The 20,605-nt window shown below is 60.5% G+C and carries 18 protein-coding genes; 15 read left to right on the top strand and 3 right to left on the bottom strand.

Annotated elements, in window-relative coordinates; translation table 11 throughout:
• The first annotated feature begins 185 nt into the window (after positions 1 to 185).
• A complete protein-coding gene (locus tag ARTH_RS24200) occupies positions 186 to 485 on the top strand; it encodes a hypothetical protein (RefSeq protein ID WP_232223588.1) in 300 nt (99 codons plus the stop codon).
• Between the two features lie 548 nt (positions 486 to 1,033).
• On the top strand, positions 1,034 to 1,201 hold the full coding sequence (locus tag ARTH_RS05085) for a hypothetical protein (RefSeq protein WP_156810620.1): 168 nt from the start codon (positions 1,034 to 1,036) through the stop codon (positions 1,199 to 1,201).
• Positions 1,202 to 1,448: 247 nt separating this feature from the next.
• Here ARTH_RS05085 and ARTH_RS23055 read toward each other — a convergent pair whose 3' ends face one another.
• A complete protein-coding gene (locus ARTH_RS23055) occupies positions 1,449 to 2,927 on the bottom strand; it encodes a serine/threonine-protein kinase (protein WP_011690866.1) in 1,479 nt (492 codons plus the stop codon).
• 150 nt (positions 2,928 to 3,077) lie between these two features.
• Positions 3,078 to 4,007 carry a hypothetical protein gene (locus ARTH_RS05075; RefSeq protein WP_011690865.1) on the bottom strand — a complete coding sequence of 310 codons (930 nt, stop codon included), beginning with the start codon at positions 4,005 to 4,007 and terminating at the stop codon, positions 3,078 to 3,080.
• A gap of 68 nt (positions 4,008 to 4,075) precedes the next feature.
• Here ARTH_RS05075 and ARTH_RS05070 point away from each other — a divergent pair, with 68 nt between their 5' ends.
• The 3 genes from ARTH_RS05070 to ARTH_RS23050 all read left to right on the top strand — a co-directional run bounded on the left by ARTH_RS05070 (position 4,076) and on the right by ARTH_RS23050 (position 6,769).
• Positions 4,076 to 5,242, top strand: a complete 1,167-nt coding sequence (locus tag ARTH_RS05070; protein WP_011690864.1) for a TRAFAC clade GTPase domain-containing protein — start codon at positions 4,076 to 4,078, stop codon at positions 5,240 to 5,242.
• 376 nt (positions 5,243 to 5,618) lie between these two features.
• A complete protein-coding gene (locus ARTH_RS05065) occupies positions 5,619 to 6,320 on the top strand; it encodes a helicase associated domain-containing protein (RefSeq protein ID WP_232223587.1) in 702 nt (233 codons plus the stop codon).
• Complete coding sequence (locus tag ARTH_RS23050; protein WP_052309643.1) at positions 6,317 to 6,769, top strand: N-acetyltransferase; 453 nt, start codon at positions 6,317 to 6,319, stop codon at positions 6,767 to 6,769. Before ARTH_RS05065 ends, ARTH_RS23050 begins: the two co-directional genes overlap by 4 nt.
• A 106-nt stretch (positions 6,770 to 6,875) precedes the next feature.
• Here the strand turns inward: ARTH_RS23050 and ARTH_RS05055 are convergent, their stop codons facing one another.
• The gene (locus tag ARTH_RS05055; protein WP_156810619.1) at positions 6,876 to 7,568 is read right to left on the bottom strand and encodes an FIMAH domain-containing protein; all 693 of its coding nucleotides are present in this window, start codon (positions 7,566 to 7,568) and stop codon (positions 6,876 to 6,878) included.
• 501 nt (positions 7,569 to 8,069) lie between these two features.
• On the opposite strand from ARTH_RS05055, the gene ARTH_RS05050 reads away from it, so the two are divergent.
• From ARTH_RS05050 to ARTH_RS05010, 10 genes are all read left to right on the top strand, one after another.
• Positions 8,070 to 8,402 carry a hypothetical protein gene (locus ARTH_RS05050; RefSeq protein ID WP_011690859.1) on the top strand — a complete coding sequence of 111 codons (333 nt, stop codon included), beginning with the start codon at positions 8,070 to 8,072 and terminating at the stop codon, positions 8,400 to 8,402.
• Positions 8,383 to 8,697: a hypothetical protein gene (locus ARTH_RS05045; RefSeq protein WP_232223586.1), complete on the top strand. Its 315-nt coding sequence runs from the start codon at positions 8,383 to 8,385 to the stop codon at positions 8,695 to 8,697. Before ARTH_RS05050 ends, ARTH_RS05045 begins: the two co-directional genes overlap by 20 nt.
• A complete protein-coding gene (locus tag ARTH_RS05040; RefSeq protein WP_052309642.1) occupies positions 8,698 to 10,131 on the top strand; it encodes a tyrosine-type recombinase/integrase in 1,434 nt (477 codons plus the stop codon).
• The gene (locus ARTH_RS05035) at positions 10,128 to 12,548 is read left to right on the top strand and encodes a tyrosine-type recombinase/integrase (protein ID WP_011690856.1); all 2,421 of its coding nucleotides are present in this window, start codon (positions 10,128 to 10,130) and stop codon (positions 12,546 to 12,548) included. The genes ARTH_RS05040 and ARTH_RS05035 overlap by 4 nt, the downstream gene beginning before the upstream one ends.
• On the top strand, positions 12,545 to 12,901 hold the full coding sequence (locus ARTH_RS05030; protein ID WP_011690855.1) for a DUF6984 family protein: 357 nt from the start codon (positions 12,545 to 12,547) through the stop codon (positions 12,899 to 12,901). Before ARTH_RS05035 ends, ARTH_RS05030 begins: the two co-directional genes overlap by 4 nt.
• Positions 12,902 to 13,301: 400 nt before the next feature.
• Complete coding sequence (locus tag ARTH_RS24055; protein ID WP_198011535.1) at positions 13,302 to 13,445, top strand: hypothetical protein; 144 nt, start codon at positions 13,302 to 13,304, stop codon at positions 13,443 to 13,445.
• 139 nt (positions 13,446 to 13,584) lie between these two features.
• The gene (locus ARTH_RS23755; RefSeq protein WP_011690853.1) at positions 13,585 to 13,761 is read left to right on the top strand and encodes a hypothetical protein; all 177 of its coding nucleotides are present in this window, start codon (positions 13,585 to 13,587) and stop codon (positions 13,759 to 13,761) included.
• Positions 13,762 to 14,416: 655 nt separating this feature from the next.
• Positions 14,417 to 16,000, top strand: a complete 1,584-nt coding sequence (locus ARTH_RS05020) for a type I restriction-modification system subunit M (protein ID WP_011690852.1) — start codon at positions 14,417 to 14,419, stop codon at positions 15,998 to 16,000.
• On the top strand, positions 15,969 to 17,228 hold the full coding sequence (locus tag ARTH_RS23045; protein ID WP_052309640.1) for a restriction endonuclease subunit S: 1,260 nt from the start codon (positions 15,969 to 15,971) through the stop codon (positions 17,226 to 17,228). Before ARTH_RS05020 ends, ARTH_RS23045 begins: the two co-directional genes overlap by 32 nt.
• The gene (locus ARTH_RS05010) at positions 17,225 to 20,347 is read left to right on the top strand and encodes a type I restriction endonuclease subunit R (RefSeq protein ID WP_011690850.1); all 3,123 of its coding nucleotides are present in this window, start codon (positions 17,225 to 17,227) and stop codon (positions 20,345 to 20,347) included. The genes ARTH_RS23045 and ARTH_RS05010 overlap by 4 nt, the downstream gene beginning before the upstream one ends.
• The last annotated feature ends 258 nt before the right edge of the window (positions 20,348 to 20,605 follow it).

Below are 20,605 nucleotides of genomic sequence, written 5' to 3'. Positions count from 1 at the left end.
CTGAGGTCGGCTGCGTCGTTGGACCGGTCTTCCCGGCAGCTGAGCTTCGTTCCGTTTCGATGACCCCGGCGATGACCGCGCCAGCGGCAATCGCTATTGCGGCAACTGCTGCAAGGGTGATTAACACTATCTTCAAGGTGCGGTTCGTCCGCGCCGCTGCGACACCCTCTACGCCACACTCCGAGATGGAACATTCAACGAACCCCGGCTACTCTCAGCCGCTTGACCAAAACCATAGGCCCCCAGAACGTCGTGGCCCCGACGCTGGAGCACAGGGCCTCAGCCCGGACCAGCACAGCCAGCGGCACCTGCACGACGTGGCCGACGTCCTGGAACTGCGGCGGGAGCACCGGCTGCAGCAGGTCATGCCGGCGCTTATCGACCTGCTGGCCGACGATTCCAGTTCCGGCCGGCACCTGCTGGTGCTCACCGACGCCAGCGGTGATCCGGTGGCGCGTGGGCAGGTTTACGTTGCTCGCTTGTAGGAACCGATTTATGTTGTTGATCCCGTAGAGACCGTCATAGTTCAGGCGTCATCGCCGTAGTGATGGACGAGCGTCTCCCCAAGCCCTTTGAATACCCGTTTTTCGCGAGCGACTCTTCAATGCTGTCTTCGAGCTTCCTCACTCTGTCCCAGAGCATGAGAAGGTTCTCGTCCGTAGTGCGGTACGGATGCTTCAGCACAAACACGGATTCTTCCGGCAGATACGAGCGAATAGTACTGAACCGGTTTCCGACTCAATTGATTCGATCTGGTACACGTCACCAACGAGTACGAGGAGATCGAAAGAAGTCCCCTCAAGCACCTTCAGGAGATCTGCGTTGCTCACGGTGCTGCACTCGTCGATGACGAGCACCCGTAATGGCGGCCCCCGGACCAGCCGCCCTTCGCAGGCTTCGTGATGGTGCTGAGGGACGAGTTCGAAACATTGACCCGTCGTTTGAGGTTGTCTACCGCCGGGTTGGTATGGGCAAGGAAGAGCTTGCCACAGAAGTCGGAACGGCTAAGTGCTTTGGCATAGGCGCTATCTTCATGGTTCTGGCAGGGGCGGCCACGGTGATCTCCTCACTCGTTACCGGGCACACGGGCGGCTCAGGTGACAGGTCCACCGCGCTCACGATTATGATCATTGCAGCAGTAGGGTTCGTCGTGCTGGGCATAGTTTTCGCCGTGACGCTCTACAAGCGACGGTCGAAATAGTCGGCACAGCATTAAGGGGCAGCCGTTACGAAAAACCCTAGGGACCACTCGGCAAAGGCTCCGTCGCCTCATGATGAGACTATAAATTCCGGGCAGGCCGGAATGCTTTCATGCACGACACAGGAGGATGCGTGCCGATTGGTCTTACTGCTTGCTCCGGTCACAGCACAGCAAACAAAGGTCCCGCTGACTCTTACTGTCAGCGGGACCTTATGGCAATGGCACCCTATCGGTAGGCTTCTCGGGTCTAAGCCTTACGCCAAGAATCCTGAATGTCACCTATGTTGTGGATTTGCTCTGCCTGCAGTTCCCCCTTAGAAGCTTGTGCGAACCAAACTCCCCAACGTTCAATAAACTCGTCGAGGTCGTCAGCATCAAGGGGTGCAAACGGCCAAGCAACGAGGAAATTGCCCTCTCCCCTGAGTGCGGCCGTGGCTTCCCTTGACTCGAACTCTGCGGCAAACGGCCGAAAGCGCTGAGTGGGCTGCATCCCGCCATTTTGTATGAAGGCGGTCTCATACCACTGGAAATTGCCCTCTTCCTTTGCGTCCGCATACCACAGCGCATGCGAACGTCCGGGATAGCCATTAACCCCGGAAAACTGCCACAGAGTGATGTGGGCAGTAGCCAGCACAACGAAGGGGTCCTCTTCCTGCGCCATGAGATGGCCGTTGGTATTCGGAATGATGGGCGAGATCATCAAGGAGGCTTTATGGAAGGTCAACTTTCCGCCCCCATCTTTTTGTGGCTGGGACTGCACACGATCAGCAAAGCCTTGGAGGGTAGTCAGAACTTCCTCCCCAATGCGGGAAAGCAACTTCCCGGCGCGGTCTACGTGATGCTGTCGTAGTTCCGCTTCGGCTACCGCCTGGCGCAACCGTTGCTCCGCCTGTTCCTCCAAGCTCCTCAACTCGTGGTTAGCTTGCCCCATTGCCATAGCGGCCTTTGAATTGAAAACGGCAGCCCTCTGGCTGAGCTTTACCTTGAATTGTTCAGCAGTGGGCCTAAGTGATGGCGGTTTACTCAGACTGTCCAGGATCACCCAGTCAAGCCGAGCCGGGGCACCAGTGGAAGGCGGAATAACGTTCAAGTGGCCGTGCGCGATTTCGGCTTCTGTTCCTTGGAACGGAAGACTCCCCGTGATGATCTCGTAAGCCACAATGCCTAGGGCGTAGATGTCGCTCTGGCTTGTTGCACTTTGACCGAGCCACAGTTCGGGAGCAACGTACGCTGCAGTTCCGTACCCTTTGTGAGTCAAGCTTCCCGTGGCTGCTGCAGCATAGCGGGCAATGCCAAAGTCGGTGAGACACCACTTGGCGTTGAAAAGTAATATGTTGCCCGGCTTGATGTCCCGGTGGACGATACTTCCGTCGAGGCTGGCAAGCGCCTCGGCAATATGGGTTAGGACCATGACGGCTAGATCCTCAGGAAGCTTGCCGCCGTGGGCGTTAAGCATCTTTTCAAGCGAATGGTCCGCAACCGGCATTGAAATGATCCAGTTATCTGCGTCTTCGCCAGTACCCGTGATGGGGATGACATTCCGAGCGTTTTTGGGGATGTCCAGCAATATCTCTCTTGGAACACCTTTACTTTTAGGTATGAACTTAATTGCCGCCTCTACCGCGCCCTGATGGCCACGGTAGACCTCCCCAAAACCACCATGTCCCAGTTCATCCGACAATGTCCAAGACCCGTTATCTAAAACAACTGTCGAACCCGTGCGCATAGAAATCCTCGTCCCCGTGAGTAATTGATACTCGTGCCAGCTTAGTTGGTGGCAGAGCACATACTGATGCCACTAACTACCCGCTGCAGTACGCCCCAGGAGTGCCTGCGGTCCCACTCCCGGCCGGCGCGGGGTCACCCCCCCACCCTCTTAACGCCCGGTGTTATTTGTTGCCGAGTCATCCGGATCGGTAGCCACCCCAGTGGATATGGCGGATGACCACGAGTCGGTAAGTTCATTACTCGTTTCCACTTCCGACTCCCGCTGCGTCGCCTCTTGATGCTCGCGGTATCCACGAGCAAACTCCTCAGCCTCCCTCTTGTCGCGAGCATCCCCGTCGCGGACATGGACTGACAACGGCCCGGAGGCTCCCTGAGTCCACTTCTTGAGGGTTTTATCTATGTCTTGAACCGCCTTACCAATGTCGTGCGTCGTCTTCACGCCAATCTTCCTCATCGTCCGGTACTGATTCCAATCGATGGTGAAGGTGGCCGCCGCCATCTCCTTACCGTGTGAATCCTTGTATTGGATCTTGACCTTGTAGACGTCATATAGCTTGGCGGCCAGTCTGTGAGGTGCCCAGTCAAAGAGGGTTTTCCACTCCTGCCTTGGCACAAGCGTTGTAATAGTCGACGCCACATCCAGGGGTTCGGGGTTGGCCACCTTGCCCCACGCCCTCTTCATCGGCGGGTCGATGGAGATGCGGATGTCATGAGCCGCAGTCTGCCCGAAGTTCTTGATCACAAAAGTCATGAATGAGAAGTCAACCTCGTTGTTTACATCCAGGTAGGCGGCGACATAAGGCTGTGCCTGCTCCCGCCGAAGTGCGCGTGCTTCATTTACCTGCCGCCAAGCAAAGCCAGCCGCCACCGCTGCCACCAGCAGTGTGCCGACGGAACCAAACGCCTGCCATTCGCCTGCCGTGGGCCAACCCTCAATACGCCACCATGCAGCTGCGGGCACCATAGTCACCATCCCCGAAATTCTGATCTCGCCGCGCAGGATTGGCCCTGGCGGGAAAGTAATTCTTGCAATCCTTCCATGGATGGGAGCCGCAAGAGCTAACGTCTCGTAACCCATGGATTTCGACACACCATTGGATACGACGCACACACGTCTATCAGTCGGTCGTGCCGTAAGTTCGTCCTATGGAGCAGAATAAGGTCGCACGAGAGCAACAGATTGCCGTATTCGGCGAGAGCGGGAGTGGCAAGACGGTGCTTTTGTCCTCTTTCTACGGATTAGCGGTGGAGCAGCTGCTCTCCGGCACGGAGCAGTTTGACGTTCTCGCAGCCGATAACGCTCAAGGTCGGCGTTTGCATCAGAACTACCTCGGCATGAAGAATTCAGCTGTGCTACCGATTCAGAATCGGTTTGCTGCGACGGCTTACGCGTTTTCGATAAAACGCAAGCCGGGGACGGCTTCCAAGGCGAGGAGAAAGGCTCCCGAGGAACTGCGCTTGGTGTGGCACGACTACCCCGGCGAGTGGTTCGAAACGGAGCCGAGCGAGCCGGCAGAAGAAGAACGTCGAATCGACACGTTCCGAGCTCTGCTGGGTTCCGATGTCGCGCTCGTGTTGGTGGATGGCCAGCGGCTTCTCGACAATGCGGGCGAGGAGGAGCGATATCTCAAAGCGCTACTGACCAACCTCAGCACTCAGCTGCTCAAGCTGCGTGACAACCTTCTAGAAGATGGCAAACCGCTGGTGACGTTCCCGCGGATCTGGCTGATGGCACTGTCGAAAGCCGACCTGCTGCCTGACATGGATGTGATCGATTTCCGGGACCTGCTCGTAGAGAAAGCCGGAGCAGAGCTGAACAAACTGCAAGATGTGATTGCAACGTTCGTGGAGGTTCCTGAAGCGTTGTCAGTGGGGGACGATTTTGTGCTGCTTTCCTCGGCCCAGTTCGAGCCCGAGAAGATTGAGGTGACCAAGCGTGTGGGATTGGATTTGATCCTGCCGATTGCTGCAATGCTTCCCTTCTCTCGTTATGTGCGCTGGGCCCTCGCAATGCGAAAAGGCGCAAAGGTGGCCGAGCATTTGCTGCGCGTCGCCAGGCCGGTGGCCGATTTCATTGGCAACGATAGACTGGTCGTTCTCCTAGCCCGACTTCCTGGCCCGGTCGGCAACGCTGTGGCCTTGATAGGCCCTTTCCTTATGCAGACCGTGCTCGATCTCGCGGGGACCAAGCTGCTGGACATGCATGCGGAGGCGAAAGCAAAGCACGACTTCCTCAACGAAACGTTGACCGGTTTCCAGCTGGAGCTGGACCGTGGTGATGGTGAGAAGGTCCTGCTGCGGAGCCGCGTGTGACCTCCGAGAGTAGTTCCGCGGACCAGAAGATTGCCTTCATTTGGGCTACTCGCGGGAAAAACTGGGGCTTCCGTTTCCTGCGCACTGCAGGTCGGTCGAACCCGCTTGAGGTTTACGAAGCCGCGTTCTCCGGAGTCGAGGACTCAACGGAAGCCTTCCGAGCAAACGCAGACACGGTTGCCTTTCGGTTTCTAGATCCGGAGAAACGTCGGGATGCGGCAGGCAGAGTGATCCCGCACGAATTCGTGCTGTTTCCGCCACTACCTGGCAGGGTCAGCTCAGTAGACGACGGTTTCCATCTGGTCTGGCCTCTCGTGAGAGATGACTTCGCCCGTGACTGGGAACAACCCCGGCCACGCACCCACGGTTCGTGATCGTGACGAGCAGACGCCAGCGCCGCGCCCCTGATGCTGAGTGGGTGCTGATGTACCGGAACGGACTGTCCCGTGCACGGATCGCTGCGCTCGAGAAAGTCCCGGCCAGCACGGTCGCCTACCACCTCTCCGTGGCCAAGGCCCAGGACCCGGGATTACAGGAGGCCCACGACGGAGCGGCCGGCGCAGCACCGGCGGCCCGGGTCACCGTACAAACGATGCAGCGGATGAACGATCTCATCGCCATGGTCCGGACCGGAGGCAGATACCCGTCCTCCAAAGCCGGCGGGGCGGCCGAGCGGTCGCTGGCCGCATGGCTGCAGCGCCGCCGCCATGACGCCGCGGAAGGACGCCTCGCCCCGGAGATCCGGGACGGGCTGGCGTGCCTGCCCGACTGGCAAGGGACCCCGCGCGCGGCCGCCGACCAGGAGCGCTGGCAGCAGCGGCTGGCCGAGCTGGCCGCGTACCGGGCGGCCGGCCAGGACTGGCCCCGCCATAAGAGCCCGGACACGGACACGGAACACGATCTGGGCGTCTGGCTACACACCCAGCGGTATAAGCTGCGCCGCGGCGAACTCGACCCGGCCAAGAAGAAGACCCTGGACGCAGCCGTGCCGGGCTGGTCCGCTGGCCGGACCCGGGGCAGGAAAACACGTCCCGCACCGGACAGGCAGGGGCAAGCCGGGGCTAGATTGATCCTGTGAGCGACGAACTGGTGATCAGACAGGTCTGGCCGGCCCCGCACGGGCATGCAGTTCTATCACCGTTTGAGGCATCAGAGGACTTCGAACAGGCCTGCTGGCAGGCCCACGAAATCATCGCAGCCTCCCCCACTGACCTGTTCTACACCTTCACCAAGGCAGGGCAGGAAGTCGTCCGCCTGATCGTCGTCGATCACCCGGAGCTCGACCCCGGTTACGGGGTCCCGGAAGCGGCGGAAGGCCTGGAAATCGACTTCATGGAAGTCGCCCAGGGCCGCCGCCGCCAGGGACTCGGCACACAGGCCATGGAACTGCTGCGCCGCCAGCATCCCGGCAGGACCGTTTTCGCCAGACCGCCCGAAAACGAGGACGCCTTCTGGCAGTCCCTAGGCTGGGAACACGTACGCCACGCACAGGACAGGGACTATCCCCCACTGTTCCTTCGGCGCTGACCGCGGACCGGTCAATTTCATTGATCCCTGTCCGACAACAGTTCCTTCGCAAATCCTGTCAGCCCGCGGCCCGCGCTGAGTTGTTCTGTTGGTCTGGTCCCGATGGTCAGGCGCAAGCGGGCAGTTGGTCAATCAGACTTGTCGCTTGCTGAATCAGGTGGGCAGCTTGCGCGGGTGTGAGCCCCTTGCCGCTCAGGCCTTGCACCTGGGCGATGAATCCCCGGAGCTCCTGTTCAGCCTTGGCGTTGCTCTTTGATGACGTCCCGTCAATGTAGCCGGCGACCTTGGTGAGCCTGTTCTGCAGCGACGTCTTCACCCCTGCATTCAACTGCATGCTCGCCACGCTCTCCTGAAGTGCCGCAAGCGTTCCGGCCGGATCGTACGCGGAGAACTGGAAGGGGACGCGCTCTGCGAACAGAAGAATCCCCCGACGGTCACCAGTCAGTTGGATAAGGGTCTGCGAAAAATCCGCTGAAGCGGCAAAATCCGCCGACGTCGGCAACGACACGTCGGAGAACATGGTGGTGTCGTCGTCGACGAGAACGAACTGGACGGCTTGAATCTGCAGGCCGGCCAGCGTCTTACCGGCAGTAGCTGGATCAACGGTGGAGACGGCATAGGAATCCGAGGGGGGTTCTCCGGTGCCGTTGAGCACATCAATGCTTGCCCCTGAACCGGACATGGCGGCACAATCATCACCCAATTCCACGATCATATGGATCGGTTCGTACGCCGAGTAAATAACTCCGTCGCCGTTGGTTGGTGGCAGATCCGAGTCGAACGTGTAGGTGACACGCACCGGAGTGTCTGGGGCGCCGCCTACGCGCGTGGCGTCTATGACAGTTGTGTACTGGAAGGAGATCGGGTCGGGGTTGGCATGTGCGGGCGCACTGAATCCGGCCGAAAGGGTGGCCAGGACCAGCAGGGAAGCGGCTGCCGCGGCTGGCGTCCGCAGTGACCGGCGGGTGGCGGGGGTGTTCGTGTTGTGTGGGGCGGTAATACTCATGAGTCTCTCCGTCGGCTGTGGGGACTGACTTCCGATGGGCGCGCCGCAGACCGTGGCGGAGAAGCCCATCTCTAACGGGACGGGGCCCTGACCGCGGCGCTGTGGCAGGCGCTACTGACGTTGAGGAGCTGCCGTGTCCGCCTCACGGTGCTGAGCATATTCGTTGGCCCGCGCCGAGGCGCGAGTATTGGCTACCCGTTCTTGTCAGACCCTCCCCCGATACTCAACAAAGCGGTCGTTGAGGCTGCTATTTTATTGGCGCGTCTATTCGTGCATATGTTCTAAGGTTGTGTTATGGGACCAGAACAAGCCTCCGAACTGCAAAGGCGGTACGCTCGGCGGGCTGGTCCGATCGGGCTGACTGTGGAAGAGCTCGATTTCGAGCACTTCCCGGCAAAGAACGGGTTCCCCGGGATCCCGGTGAAGGCGTGGATCCGGTTCCCGAACTGCGCGGAGCTGGTGGACGGCGAGGTGTATGCCTGGACGGCGAAAGCCGTGGAAGTGACGTGGAAGGACGGCCCGGTGACCTACCGGACTTGGGTGTGGAGTTCGGCGGTCACCCGCCGAGAAGAAATGATGGACAGGAACCTGGGAGAACGCGTAAAACGTGACAGCAACACTGAATGAAACAATCCTGGGCGTCCCGGTGGACGTCCGGTTCACCGCGACCGGCGCTCCCCTGGCGGTGCGGTTTGATGGTCGCGTGTGGGCTGTGGCAGCCGACCCGGTGCACTGGTTCACCCGGGACTCCTGGTGGGACACCCGACGATCCGCACCGGTGGGCATCGGGAATGTGGTGGACATCGAACATTGGAGGGTGCAGGTTCGGCTTAGCTCGAATTCGGCGCTGCGGACCTTCACGCTACGCCGGGATCCGCTTGCCGCGCAGTGGCTCTTGGAGTCCATCGATGACGGTTGCTGAATGCCCTCATCTGTGGCGTCCGGACAGATCAGTGATCAGACCTGGGAAGAGATCAGGACAGAATTCACAGTGCCGGGCCTGGAACAGGTTCGCCGCCGGCTCTCCGAGGTCACGGAAGACCCCGAACCGCTAATGCAGCAGCTCGTCCGCGATCTGTTTACCGGACTAAGTCGATGGTTAACGCGCGTGTCGCCAACCTGGGACGAGCCCTGTCAGCGTCATGCTTTGGTCATGGATCTCTCGGATCGCAGTTGGGATGGGCATCGAGCGGAGGGAATGACTGTCGCGAACGTCGGGCGGGTGATTCCTCGCTCCGGTGTTCCGGGGTTCGTTATCCTCGACGCGGTGGGAGAGGAGTTCGCTCCTGCCACGGAGTATCTGCTTGAGCTGGCAGCGACGGACCGTTCGCCTCAGACGGTACGAAGCTATGCATTGTCGTTGCTTCGGTTCCTTCGATTTTTGTGGGCTGTCGGGGTCAGCTGGGAGAAGGCAACGTCCCTTGAAGCGCGTGACTTCGTGTTGTGGGCGCGCCAGGCCGAGAAGTTCGTCGGGAATCGTAACGTCCCGCAGCGGCGGGGGAGCCGGAACCTTGTCACGGGAAAGAGGCATCTCGGAATGCGTTACTCGCCCTCGACGATCAACCACACGACGACGGTGTGTAAGGAGTTTTACGCTTTCCAGCTTCGGATGGGAGAGGGGCCTATCGTGAATCCTTTCGAGCTGCGTCGTGGGCGATCCCATGCGCATCATGATCCTCAGCGGGAGTTTGCCCTGGTGCGGCGCCAGCCTTTGCGTCAGCGCGAGGCGCACCGGGTGCCCAGATCAATCCCGGATGGGAAGTTCAACGATCTGTTCCGGCGTTTGCGGTCCAACAGGGACCGGGCGTTGGTGGCGTTTTATGTCAGCAGCGGTGCGCGGGCGAGCGAGCTGCTCGGGATCACGGGCGACAGGGTCAACGTGGGTGACCAGCTGATCGGCGTTTACCGCAAAGGTGGCCAGCTGCAATGGTTACCCGCTGCTCCTGATGCTTTCGTATGGCTTCGGCTCTATCAGCTCGAAGGAGGCGTTGCCGGCCCGGATGAGCCGGTTTGGCTCACGCTGCGGGGCGAGCCCCGTCCTCTGTCCTACGAAGCCATGTGCGCCGTCCTGAGACGCTGCAACGACCTGCTCGGTTCGAACTGGACGCTGCACGATCTGCGGCACACGTTCGCGATCCGAGCGCTCGAGGGCGGGATGGGCCTTCACGAAGTCCAGCAGTTGCTGGGGCACCAGTCGCTGACTACGACCACGGTCTACGCGGTTCCACGTATGGAGGAAGTCATCGAGCATTACCGGGCCCAGCTGAGCAGCAGGACTTCCCCTGCCGCTGACAGTTCACCGGCCGGTCAGCCCTATTACCCTGATGAGTTACGCGTGCTTTGGGGGAACCAGTGACAACTCCGCCCATCAACAAGATCCAGACCGCACGACGAAGCTGGAATGACCACACGCCGCCACCACAGGAACAACAACCGCCTGCACTGCCGCCCATCCCTTCTGGACCGCTGACCAGCGCCAGCATTGAGGACATCATCAACTGTCTTGAGGACTGCAGCCCGTACTGGCCGCAGGTGCATGAGCACAGGGCGCGCATTCGGCGCTTACTCGGTCATTTGAGGCAGTTGCCGGGTGAAACCTGGCAGGACCGCTGGGCGCTGTTCGAGGGCCAGGTCGGGCATGACGCTCTGACGTGGCGGCTCAGAATAGCCGGCGGTTCAAGCAAGGACACGAAGAATCGCAACGAGGTCGAAGGGCTCAATGCGGCGATGGGACCGCTGCTGGCTCTGGACGTCATGCGCCCGTCCCACCGGTGGCTCGCGGGTCAGCGCTTTGCCTTCTGGAAAGCACTCAGCCGGTTCCGGGATCCCGCCCACACAGCTGAACTCGAAAACGCCCTCGTTCATGCGAAGGCTTCACCGGCCCAGGCCACTAGCGGGATCCTCACCTTAGGTCGCATTCAGGCCCATACAGGAAAATCGATCCGCCAGCTCACAGCCGAAGACATCCTCGACCTGACTACCCAGCTTCCCGGGAAGCTGATCGACGTCAGCCGCAGCGGGCTGACCGCCGTATGGCCCGTGCTGCACGGGCTGGGATGGATCAGAAACGATTCCGGGACCATGCCCACACGGCTCCGCGTCGGACCGAAAACGGTGGATGAGATGGTCGACTACTACGGCATCACCGGCCCCTGCCGGGAACCACTCATCCGCTATCTTCAAGTCCGGTCGGCTGGCCTCGACTACGCCTCGCTCAGTGCCTTGGGCAGGCATCTGGCCGGCCTCTTCTTCGCCGACATCATCAAGCACTACCCTGACCAGCGCAGCTTCGCACTGACTCCGGAGCAGGCTGCTGGTTGGAAAGCCAGAGTCAAGGTCAAGGCCGACGGCTCGCCGCGCCGGGAAGTTTACAGCGTCTTCTTCTCCGTCCGGGCGTTCTATCTCGACATCAGCCAATGGGCACTCGAAGATGCCTTCTGGGCGCAATGGGTCGCCCCAAGCCCCGTAACCTTCGCCGAAACCCGCGGTTACGTGAAGCACCGGCGCGCCACCATCGCAACGATGCAACAGCGCACCCGTGAACTGGCTCCCGTGTTGCCCCGTCTGGTGGAGGCTGCCGAACAGGCCCTCCGCGCAGCAGAAGCAACCCTGGCGGATGCCAAGATGGCCGGCGCCGGCCAAACTATCGACATGGACGGCGAGGCTTGGGAAGTCTTCCAGAGCAGTGAATATGCGCATGTGCGGATTCGGCGCAATGGAAAGGACCGGGACCTTTCACTTGAAGAGGACAACGCCTTCTGGACTTGGGCGCTTGTTGAGACACTTCGACACACCGGTGCACGGATCGAAGAAGTCCTCGAGCTGGTGCACATGAGCATCCAGCCCTATAAGGTTCCAGGGACCGGGGAAACCATACCGCTGCTGCACTTCGCTCCGAGCAAGACCGACACAGAGCGTCTGATGGTGGCAGGCCCCGAGCTCGTGCACGTGCTCTACCGAGTGCTTTCTCGTATCGCCAAAGACACAGGCGGTGCACCCCTGACACAGCGATGGGACTCAGCTGAGAAAGTGCTGAGCTCACCTCTTCCGCACCTGTTCGTCCGCCGCCGTGGCGCCGGACCGCCGAACGTGATGACGACGGCCACCGTCTCCACGCTGCTCAATGACTTGGCGCGACGCGCGCATATCAAGGTCAGCGGTGCCGAGGTGAGGTTCACCCCGCACGATTTCCGTCGCATCTTCGCGACCGAGGCACTTGCCAGCGGCTTGCCTCCACACATCGTGCAGGTGCTGATGGGGCATGCCAGTCTGGCGACGACCCAGGGATACGCGGCGATTTATCCGAGGGACGTCATCCGGCACCACCGCACCTTCATCGAAAAGCGACGGGTCATTCGGCCCACCGAGGAATACCGCGAACCAACCGCCGCTGAGTGGGACGAATTCGAAGCTCATTTCGTGCAGCGCAAACTCAGCCTGGGCAGCTGCGGACGCGCTTACGGCACCGGCTGTCAACATGAACACGCCTGCCTGCGCTGCGCGCTCCTCCGACCCGACCCAGCCCAAATCGATCGGCTTCAGGAAATCATCGACAACCTCGAAGAGCGCATCGCCGAAGCCGAACAACACGGCTGGCTCGGCGACGTCGAAGGCCTCCGCGTCACTCTCAATAGCGCCGAACTAAAGCTCGCCCAAATGTATAAGCTTCAAAGCCGAAACGACGGGGAAGTCGTGGGGCTCGGGATCCCACAAGTGCGGAACGAGGGGAAAACCAAGGGCCCGCCCAGTTTTCTTACTAGAATTTCGACATGACCAGCCGACCACTCCTTCCGGGCGAAATCCTGATAATGCGGACGTTGCTCGATCACGCATACGAGCCGAGGTGGAAGGCAATCAACGTCGAATCGCTTCGTGTCTCCGACATGGACGACGGAGGCATGGGCAGCCTCCTATTCGAAACCACAAAGCCAGACCGCATGTTTGGCCGGACACTTTCGGAGGGCTGGTTCAAGGATGAAGACGGCTTCCCGGTGATGCTCTGCCTCAACCTGGATAAGGAAGATGACATCTTCGAGCTCGATAGCTGGAAGGTCGATTTCTCGCCAAGACTCCGACTCCCTCAAAGCCAAGCGGAAATATTATCGGGGCTAGCGAAGATGGATTAGCCCAGGTGTGACGTAAGTAGACACCCTGGACGAGGGACCGCCCGGCAAGCCGGAGGAGGTCGGGGGTCTCCAAACCCAGTAGTCCGGATAAGTCTTCATCGACGACGGCACCTTCTGCCCCGGATTCCAGTTCCTCCCCGGCGGTCATCTCCACCCGACCGTCGTCGGGCTGTTCCAGCGCCATGGAACTGAACGTCCCGCACAACTACTTCACCGTCTGGATGGTGACTCCGTCCAGGGATCTGGGAGGAGGCCGCCCCGTTGACCTCCTCAGGAACAGGACCGCCCCTTTGCTGCATGCCCTGGATGCCTTCGGTGCACGGTTGGCCCGAAACCTTTGACCGGACCCGTTCCTGGAATCCATCACCGACAGGTGATGGACCGGAAATATGATGATCCAGTGAAGATTACGGGCACCATCGAAGACCCCTCCGGCGCGCACGAGCGCATAGACGCCGAAGGCGCCACCTACGACCAGGCGCGGCAGGCACTGGACGCTAAGGTACCGGAGGGGCACAAGCTGATCGCGATCCGGACCAACTAGCAGGCGTCCCATTCCTCATGCCGGCGGACGCGTAGCGTTAGGCCACGGGACTCATCTACGACAATCCACTGCTTGCCGCTCTGACGCTGACCCGGTCGCGGCTGAGGAATCCGAAGGCTCCAACGAACTGACCGGCCGCATGCATGCGGTCCTACTTGACCTTGTGCAGCGCAACGGGCCTTCATACCTGGCAGAGCTCATCATCGCCCTGGCCCGCGCCCAGTTCGTCACTCTCGATGAGTTGGCCAGGGTAACCGGGAACAGCACGGCGGAGCTGCTGGACGCGGCGCTGGAAGGCCTCGATGACCGCTACTAGGTCGTCGGCCGGAGCCGGACTGCGGCGGGACTCGCCCGCAGCCCTGTTCCGGCGTGCGATGGAACTCCAGATCCCGCACAATTACTTCACTGTCTGGATGGTTACGCCGGCCCGCAATATGAATGGGGCACGGCCTGTTGATTGTATCCATCATGCACAGCAGCTGCATTGCGCATTGGAGGGCTTTCGTCGCACAACTGCCTGGAGGAGGCTGGCTGGCCAAATAGGAAAATTCTGTGGAAATCACCGGAACCATTCAGATGTCCGAGGGCATCACCAAACACTTCACAGTCCAGGCCAACACCTACGAAAAGCTAGAGCGGCACTAGTGGGTGCCACCCGGACGGAACGAAGCAGATCGTTATCCGTACTGACGGGTGCGCCCAAGGCAACGAATAAAGCCTCCTGGATCGTCGAGGCGCCTACGCCGTCGCTTTGACCAGCAGTTGCGTATACGAATTGTCGGGCATAGCGCCAGTCTGGGTCGTTAGGCGCGGGATGCTTGTGGCATCCTGAAGATCGCGCCAGCGGCTCGTTCAGTTAGCCGTACGCCCTTCAAGCACCGTGTTTGATTGCTTTAGGTACCGGAGGTTTTTTTGGGAAGCGGACATCAGCGTTCTGCTACACGTGCTAGGTCTTGCGGCGGAGACCTCTGATGGCGCGTCTTGCAAAGATAAAAGTCAAGACGCTCGAACAGCGACTGTGGGATACCGCAGACGCCCTCCGGGGAAACCAGGAACCCTCCGAGTACAAGCACGTTGTCCTCGGTCTCGTCTTCCTCAAATACATCTCCGACCGCTTCGAGGAACGCCGACGCGCGATCGAAACCAGCCTGAGCGATCCGAACTCAGAGGAATACATCCCCAACGAAGCACGCCGCTCGGAATTCCTTGAGGACCGCGACGAGTACGCCAGCCACAACGTCTTCTGGGTGCCCGAACTGGCACGCTGGGGATATTTGCAGGACAACGCCAAGCTACCCAAAATCGGGCAGCAACTTGACCAGGCGATGGACCTGATCGAGAAGGAGAACCCGATCATCCGGGGCGTGCTTCCGCGCAACTACGGGCGCGAGGGCCTCGACAAGAGTCGTCTCGGTCAGCTCGTCGACTTGATCGGCTCGATCGGATTCACCGAGAGCGACGACCATGGCTCTGATGATGTGTTGGGCCGTGTCTACGAATACTTCCTCGGCCAGTTTGCAGGTAAGGAGACCGGCAAGGACGCTGGGGCTTTCTACACGCCCCGCAGTGTGGTAAAAACCCTCGTCGAGATGCTCGAACCGTTCCACGGCCGCGTCTACGACCCCGCCTGTGGATCAGGCGGCATGTTCGTCCAGTCAGCGGAGTTCGTGACGGCCCACGGCGGTGAACGGACCGACATCTCGGTCTACGGCCAGGAGTTCACCGACACCACTTGGAAGCTAGCCAAGATGAACCTCGCGCTGCGAGGCATCGAGGCTGACCTCGGGGACCGATCAGCCGATTCCTTCACCCAGGACCTCCACCGCGATCTCCGGGCTGACTTCATCATCGCAAACCCGCCGTTCAACGTTTCTAACTGGTGGAACGCGAAACTCGCCGACGACCCCCGTTGGAAGTACGGTACCCCACCCGAAGGCAACGCGAACTTCGCCTGGGTCCAGCACTTTCTACACCATCTAAGTCCAAAGGGCACGGCCGGGTTCGTTCTATCGAACGGATCACTGTCCTCTAAGAGCAGCGGCGAGGGCGAGATCCGTCGCAAGCTGGTCGAGGCCGATCTCGTCGACTGCATCGTCGCGATGCCAGACAAGCTCTTCTTCAACACCGGCATCCCGGTCAGCCTGTGGTTCATCTCGAAGGAACGCCACGGCAACGGGCACCGCGCACGGCAGGGCGAAGTGCTGTTCATTGACGCCAGCAAGCTCGGTCGCATGGAGAACCGGCGCCTGCGGGTGCTCGACGATGACCGGGACATCGCCAAGATCGCCGGGGCGTACCACGCCTGGCGCAACCACGACGGCGGCTACGAAGACGTGCCCGGATTCGTGGTGGCCGCGACTCTCGAGGAGATCAGACAACATGACTTCGTGCTGACGCCTGGGCGGTATGTCGGTACGAAGGAAGCTGAGGCTGATTGGGAGCCGGTTGAAGACAAAATCGCCCGATTGACCGGGGAGCTGTATGCGGAGTTCGAGCGCGGGCGGAAGCTTGAAGAAGTGGTGCGTGAACGACTCGGCGGCCTCAATGCCGACTAGCAGACAGGGCCTCGTTGGCGGTGCCCTGGCTCCTGGCCTCGGCTCAATTGAGATGGTGCATTGGCCGCTGGTCCGGTCAAGCGAGCTCTTCGAGTTGCGATACGGTAAAGCGCTGGTCGCGTCTGGCCGCCGCCCGGGCTCTGTTCCGGTCTATGGCACGAACGGGCAGACAGGTAGCCATGACAGCCCGCTCTTTCGCGGACCGGGATTGATTCTTGGCCGAAAGGGGGCCGGTCATCTTGGCGTGCACTGGACTGACAACGACTACTGGGTGATCGATACGGCGTACTCGCTTTCGCCACGCGACGATGTCGATCTGAAATTCGCCTATTACTTGATCAAACATGTCGGGCTGAACCACCTGAAGCACGGGACCTCCAACCCATCTCTCACAAGGGATGCCTTCGGTGCCCAGTACTTCCCGCTGCCTCCGGTCGCTACTCAGGGTGCCATCGCGACAACGCTCAGCGCGCTTGACGACATGATCGATTCCAATCGGCGCAAGATCGATCTTTTGGAAGAACTGGGCGCAGCGATTGTCGAGCAACGCCTCCACCTGGACGCGTATGGGTTTCCTGAGTACGAGCGAGGTCGCCGACTTGGGGACGTTCTAAGAGTTCTCGAGACCGGTTCGCGTCCGAAGGGAGGCGCTGCTCCCAGTGGCTCTGGTGTCGTGAGTCTCGGTGCCGAGAGCATCCAATCAGCAGGTGTCTGTACAACCAACGTCTTCAAACATATACCTGAAGAATTCGCGGCGAGGATGAAGCGGGGTCATCTCGAGGAAGAGGATGTCCTTGTCTATAAAGATGGCGGTAGGCCAGGAAATTTCATCCCCCATGTGAGTGCCTTCGGCTACGGCTTCCCCGTCGAAGAGGCGGCGATCAATGAGCATGTTTACCGGGTCAGGTCCTCCGATGGGATCTCACAAGCGCTTCTTTACTGGTTGCTGCGGTCACCGTGGATGGATCAGGAAATGCGCAAGCGTGGAACTGGTGTTGCTATCCCCGGCCTCAACAGCTCCAACTTCCGAGACTTGCCTCTGCCAATCCTTACCGAGACAGACGTTGAGGTGCTCAATGACAGGCTCAGTCCCGTGCTTGCCTCGATGCTTCGCCTCGGAACGGAAAGCGGCCGGCTAGCGGCGCTCCGTAATGTTCTTCTTCCCGAGCTGCTCACGGGCCGTATCCGCGTGCCGGAGGCTGAGTTGACTATCGACTCCTTCGCATGAGCGACCTGAACGAGTCAACGGTAGAGCTGGCGGTGCTTCAGTATCTGCGCGAACTCGGCTACACGACGGCCTTCGGCCCAGACATCGCGCCCGAAGCGGCTGCGGCTGAGCGTTCGTCTTACGAGCAGGTATACCTGTTGAGCCGCTTGCGCGCGGCGGCGGTTCAGATCAACCGTGGCCTTGATGCGGCTCTCATTGATGAGGCGATCAAGCGCCTCGGCCGGGCGGAATCACAGAACCCAGTTGCGGAGAACCTTCGCGTCCACGAACTCCTGACCGAGGGCGTTCCGGTCGAACACCGCGACGCCGAAGGCTCTGTACGGACGACTCGTGTCCGCCTCATCGACTTCGAGGACCCGGCAGGCAACGACTGGCTCGCCGTCAACCAGTTCACAATCATCGAGAACGGCAAGAACCGACGTCCGGACGTCGTGCTCTTCTTGAACGGCATGCCGCTTGGCCTGCTGGAGCTGAAGAACCTGGCCGACGAGCACGCGACGCTCAAGGGAGCCTGGAACCAAATCCAGACCTACCGCCATGACATTCCATCCCTGTTCACTCCGAACGCGGTGACGGTCGTCAGCGATGGCGTCAGCGCCGCCATGTCGTCATTCACGGGCGGCTTCGAGCACTATGCGCCGTGGAAAACGATCGACGGACGCGAGGTCGTGATGAATCTGCCCGCAGTCGAGGTGTTGATCAAGGGCGTCTTCGACCAGAAGCGCTTCCTCGACATTCTGCAGAACTTCATCGTCTTCAGCGACGAGTCCAAGGGGCTCGTGAAGCGCGTCGCGAAATACCACCAGTACTGGGCCGTCAATGCCGCGGTCGAGTCGACCATCGAGGCAGCAGGTCCCGATGGCGACCGCCGCGGCGGCGTCGTGTGGCACACCCAAGGGAGTGGCAAGTCGATCGAGATGTTGCTCTACGCGGCGAAGATCATGCGCGACATTCGGATGGGCAACCCGACGTTGTTGTTCATCACCGACCGCAACGACCTCGACGACCAGCTCTTCGGCGAGGTGTTTGCACCAGCCGAGATCCTGCCTGAGAAGCCCGTCCAAGCTGACTCCAGAGCAGACCTTCGCAGCCTGCTCCGCCGCGCGTCCGGCGGCATCATCTTCACCACCGTGCAGAAGTTCGCCCCCGAGGCTGGTGGCGACACCAACCCGGTACTGACCGACCGCCGCAACGTCGTCGTTGTCGCCGACGAGGCTCACCGATCCCAATACGGCTTCACCGAGTCCCTTGACGAGCGCACCGGGCAGTTGAAGTCTGGGCTCGCGAAGCACATGCGCGACGCCCTCCCGAACGCCACCTATCTCGGGTTCACGGGCACACCCATCGAGTCGAACGACAAGTCAACTCGCTCCGTGTTCGGTGACTACATCGACATCTATGACCTCACGCGCGCTGTTGAGGACGGTGCCACCGTCCGGATTTTCTACGAGTCCCGACTCGCGAAGGTGTCCCTCGATGCTGATGTGCACGCTGCAATCGACGAACTCGCCGACGAAATAACCGAGACCGCAGAAGAGGACGAGGCCACCCGCGCCAAGTCCAGGTGGGCACGGTTGGAAGCCGTCGTGGGCGCGAATGACCGTCTCGATGTGATTGCAGGCGACATCGTCGACCACTGGGAGAAACGCCGGACCGAGATGTTCGGCAAGGCCATGATTGTCACGATGTCGCGGCGCATCGCCGTCGACCTCTACGACAAGATCGTTAAGCTCAAGCCGGAGTGGCACACCGACGACCCGACGACAGGCATGATCAAGGTCGTCATGACCGGTTCGGCGGCCGACCCTCAGGCCTTCCAGCCGCACATCTACGACAAGAAGACCCGCAAAGACCTTAAACTGCGGGCAAAGGACCCAAACGATTCCCTCGAGATCGTCATCGTCCGCGACATGTGGCTTACCGGCTTCGACGCCCCGTCGATGCACACTATGTACGTCGACAAACCAATGCAGGGCGCCGGCCTGATGCAAGCCATCGCACGGGTGAACCGTACCTTCCGCGACAAGCCCGGCGGCCTGATCGTCGACTACATCGGCGTCGCCACAAATCTGCGCAGGGCCCTAGCCGAGTACTCCCCCAGCGATCGTGACCAGGCCGGCGTGCCGATTGAGGAGATCGTCTCCGCCATGTTGGAAAAGCACGACATCGTGCGAGGACTCCTTCACGGTTGCAGGTACAATTCCTCGCCGCTACTGGCGCCCGCCGCACGCCTAGCCCAGCACGCGCTCGTTCTCGACTTCGTTATGGCCGACCCGGACCGCACCGCACGTTACCTCGACCAAGTGCTCGCGCTAGCCAAGGCCTTTGCGCTCTGCGGGGCGCGGGATGAAGCAGCTGCGATCCGTAATGACGTGCGGATGTTCGCCGATGTCCGAGCGGCGACCCTGAAGATCCAGAATCCGGACTCAGGGCGTGCCGGCAGCGGTGCCGTAGAAATAGACACCGCGATCGGGCAACTCGTCAACGAAGCCGTCACCGCCGACGAGGTCGTTGATATCTACAAGCTCGCCGGCATTGAAACTCCAGAGCTGTCGATCCTGTCGGACGAGTTCCTCGACACCCTGGCCGGGAAGGAGAAGCCCAACCTCCAGATGGGGCTCCTCCGCCGGCTGATCAACGATCAAATCCGCACCGTCCAGCGCACCAATATCGTTCAGGCACGAAAATTCTCCGAGCAGCTCGACGAGGCAATTAACCGCTATACGAACCGCACACTGACGACAGCAGAAATCATTGCCGAGCTCGTCAAGCTCGCCAAAGACATGCGAAACCAGAACGACCGTCACAACAGACTCGGTCTTTCTGTCGCCGAGGCTGCATTTTACGATGCCATCGTGCAAAACGACGTCGCTGTCCTCCAGATGGGCGACGACACGCTAAAGAAGATTGCCGTCAATCTCGTTTCCACCGTCCAGCGGAGCGCCACAATCGACTGGTCCCTCAAACATTCGGTCCGGGCCGCCATGAGATCCAAAATCCGTCGGCTACTTGCAAGGTACGACTACCCGCCCGATCACGAGGAGAAGGCGATTGAGCTGATACTCCGACAAGCTGAGCTAATCGCCGGGACCGAAGCGCAGTCAACGGTACGCACTTGACCCGGAGCATGTGGTCTTCCACATGACGCCTCCCCAGGTTGGGAAACTAATTCGCGGGCACTCTCGACTGCCCCTGGGCCTGCTCCGTCGCTCCTTTGATGTCTTACTCACCGCACAGTCCGGGAAGACCCACTTCAAATCACCCACCAACTCAGCGGGCACCTGTCCTTTCTCGCAGGCAGGACACTCCCAGCTTCCGACAGTGGCCTCCAGAAATTCGTCGAGGCCGTCAACAAACGCGCTGAACTCCTCGACCGC

This window comes from Arthrobacter sp. FB24 (assembly GCF_000196235.1).
Taxonomy (GTDB): Bacteria; Actinomycetota; Actinomycetes; order Actinomycetales; family Micrococcaceae; genus Arthrobacter.
The sequence above is the reverse complement of the archived record's forward strand: the minus strand, read 5'-3'. Positions and strand labels throughout refer to the sequence as shown.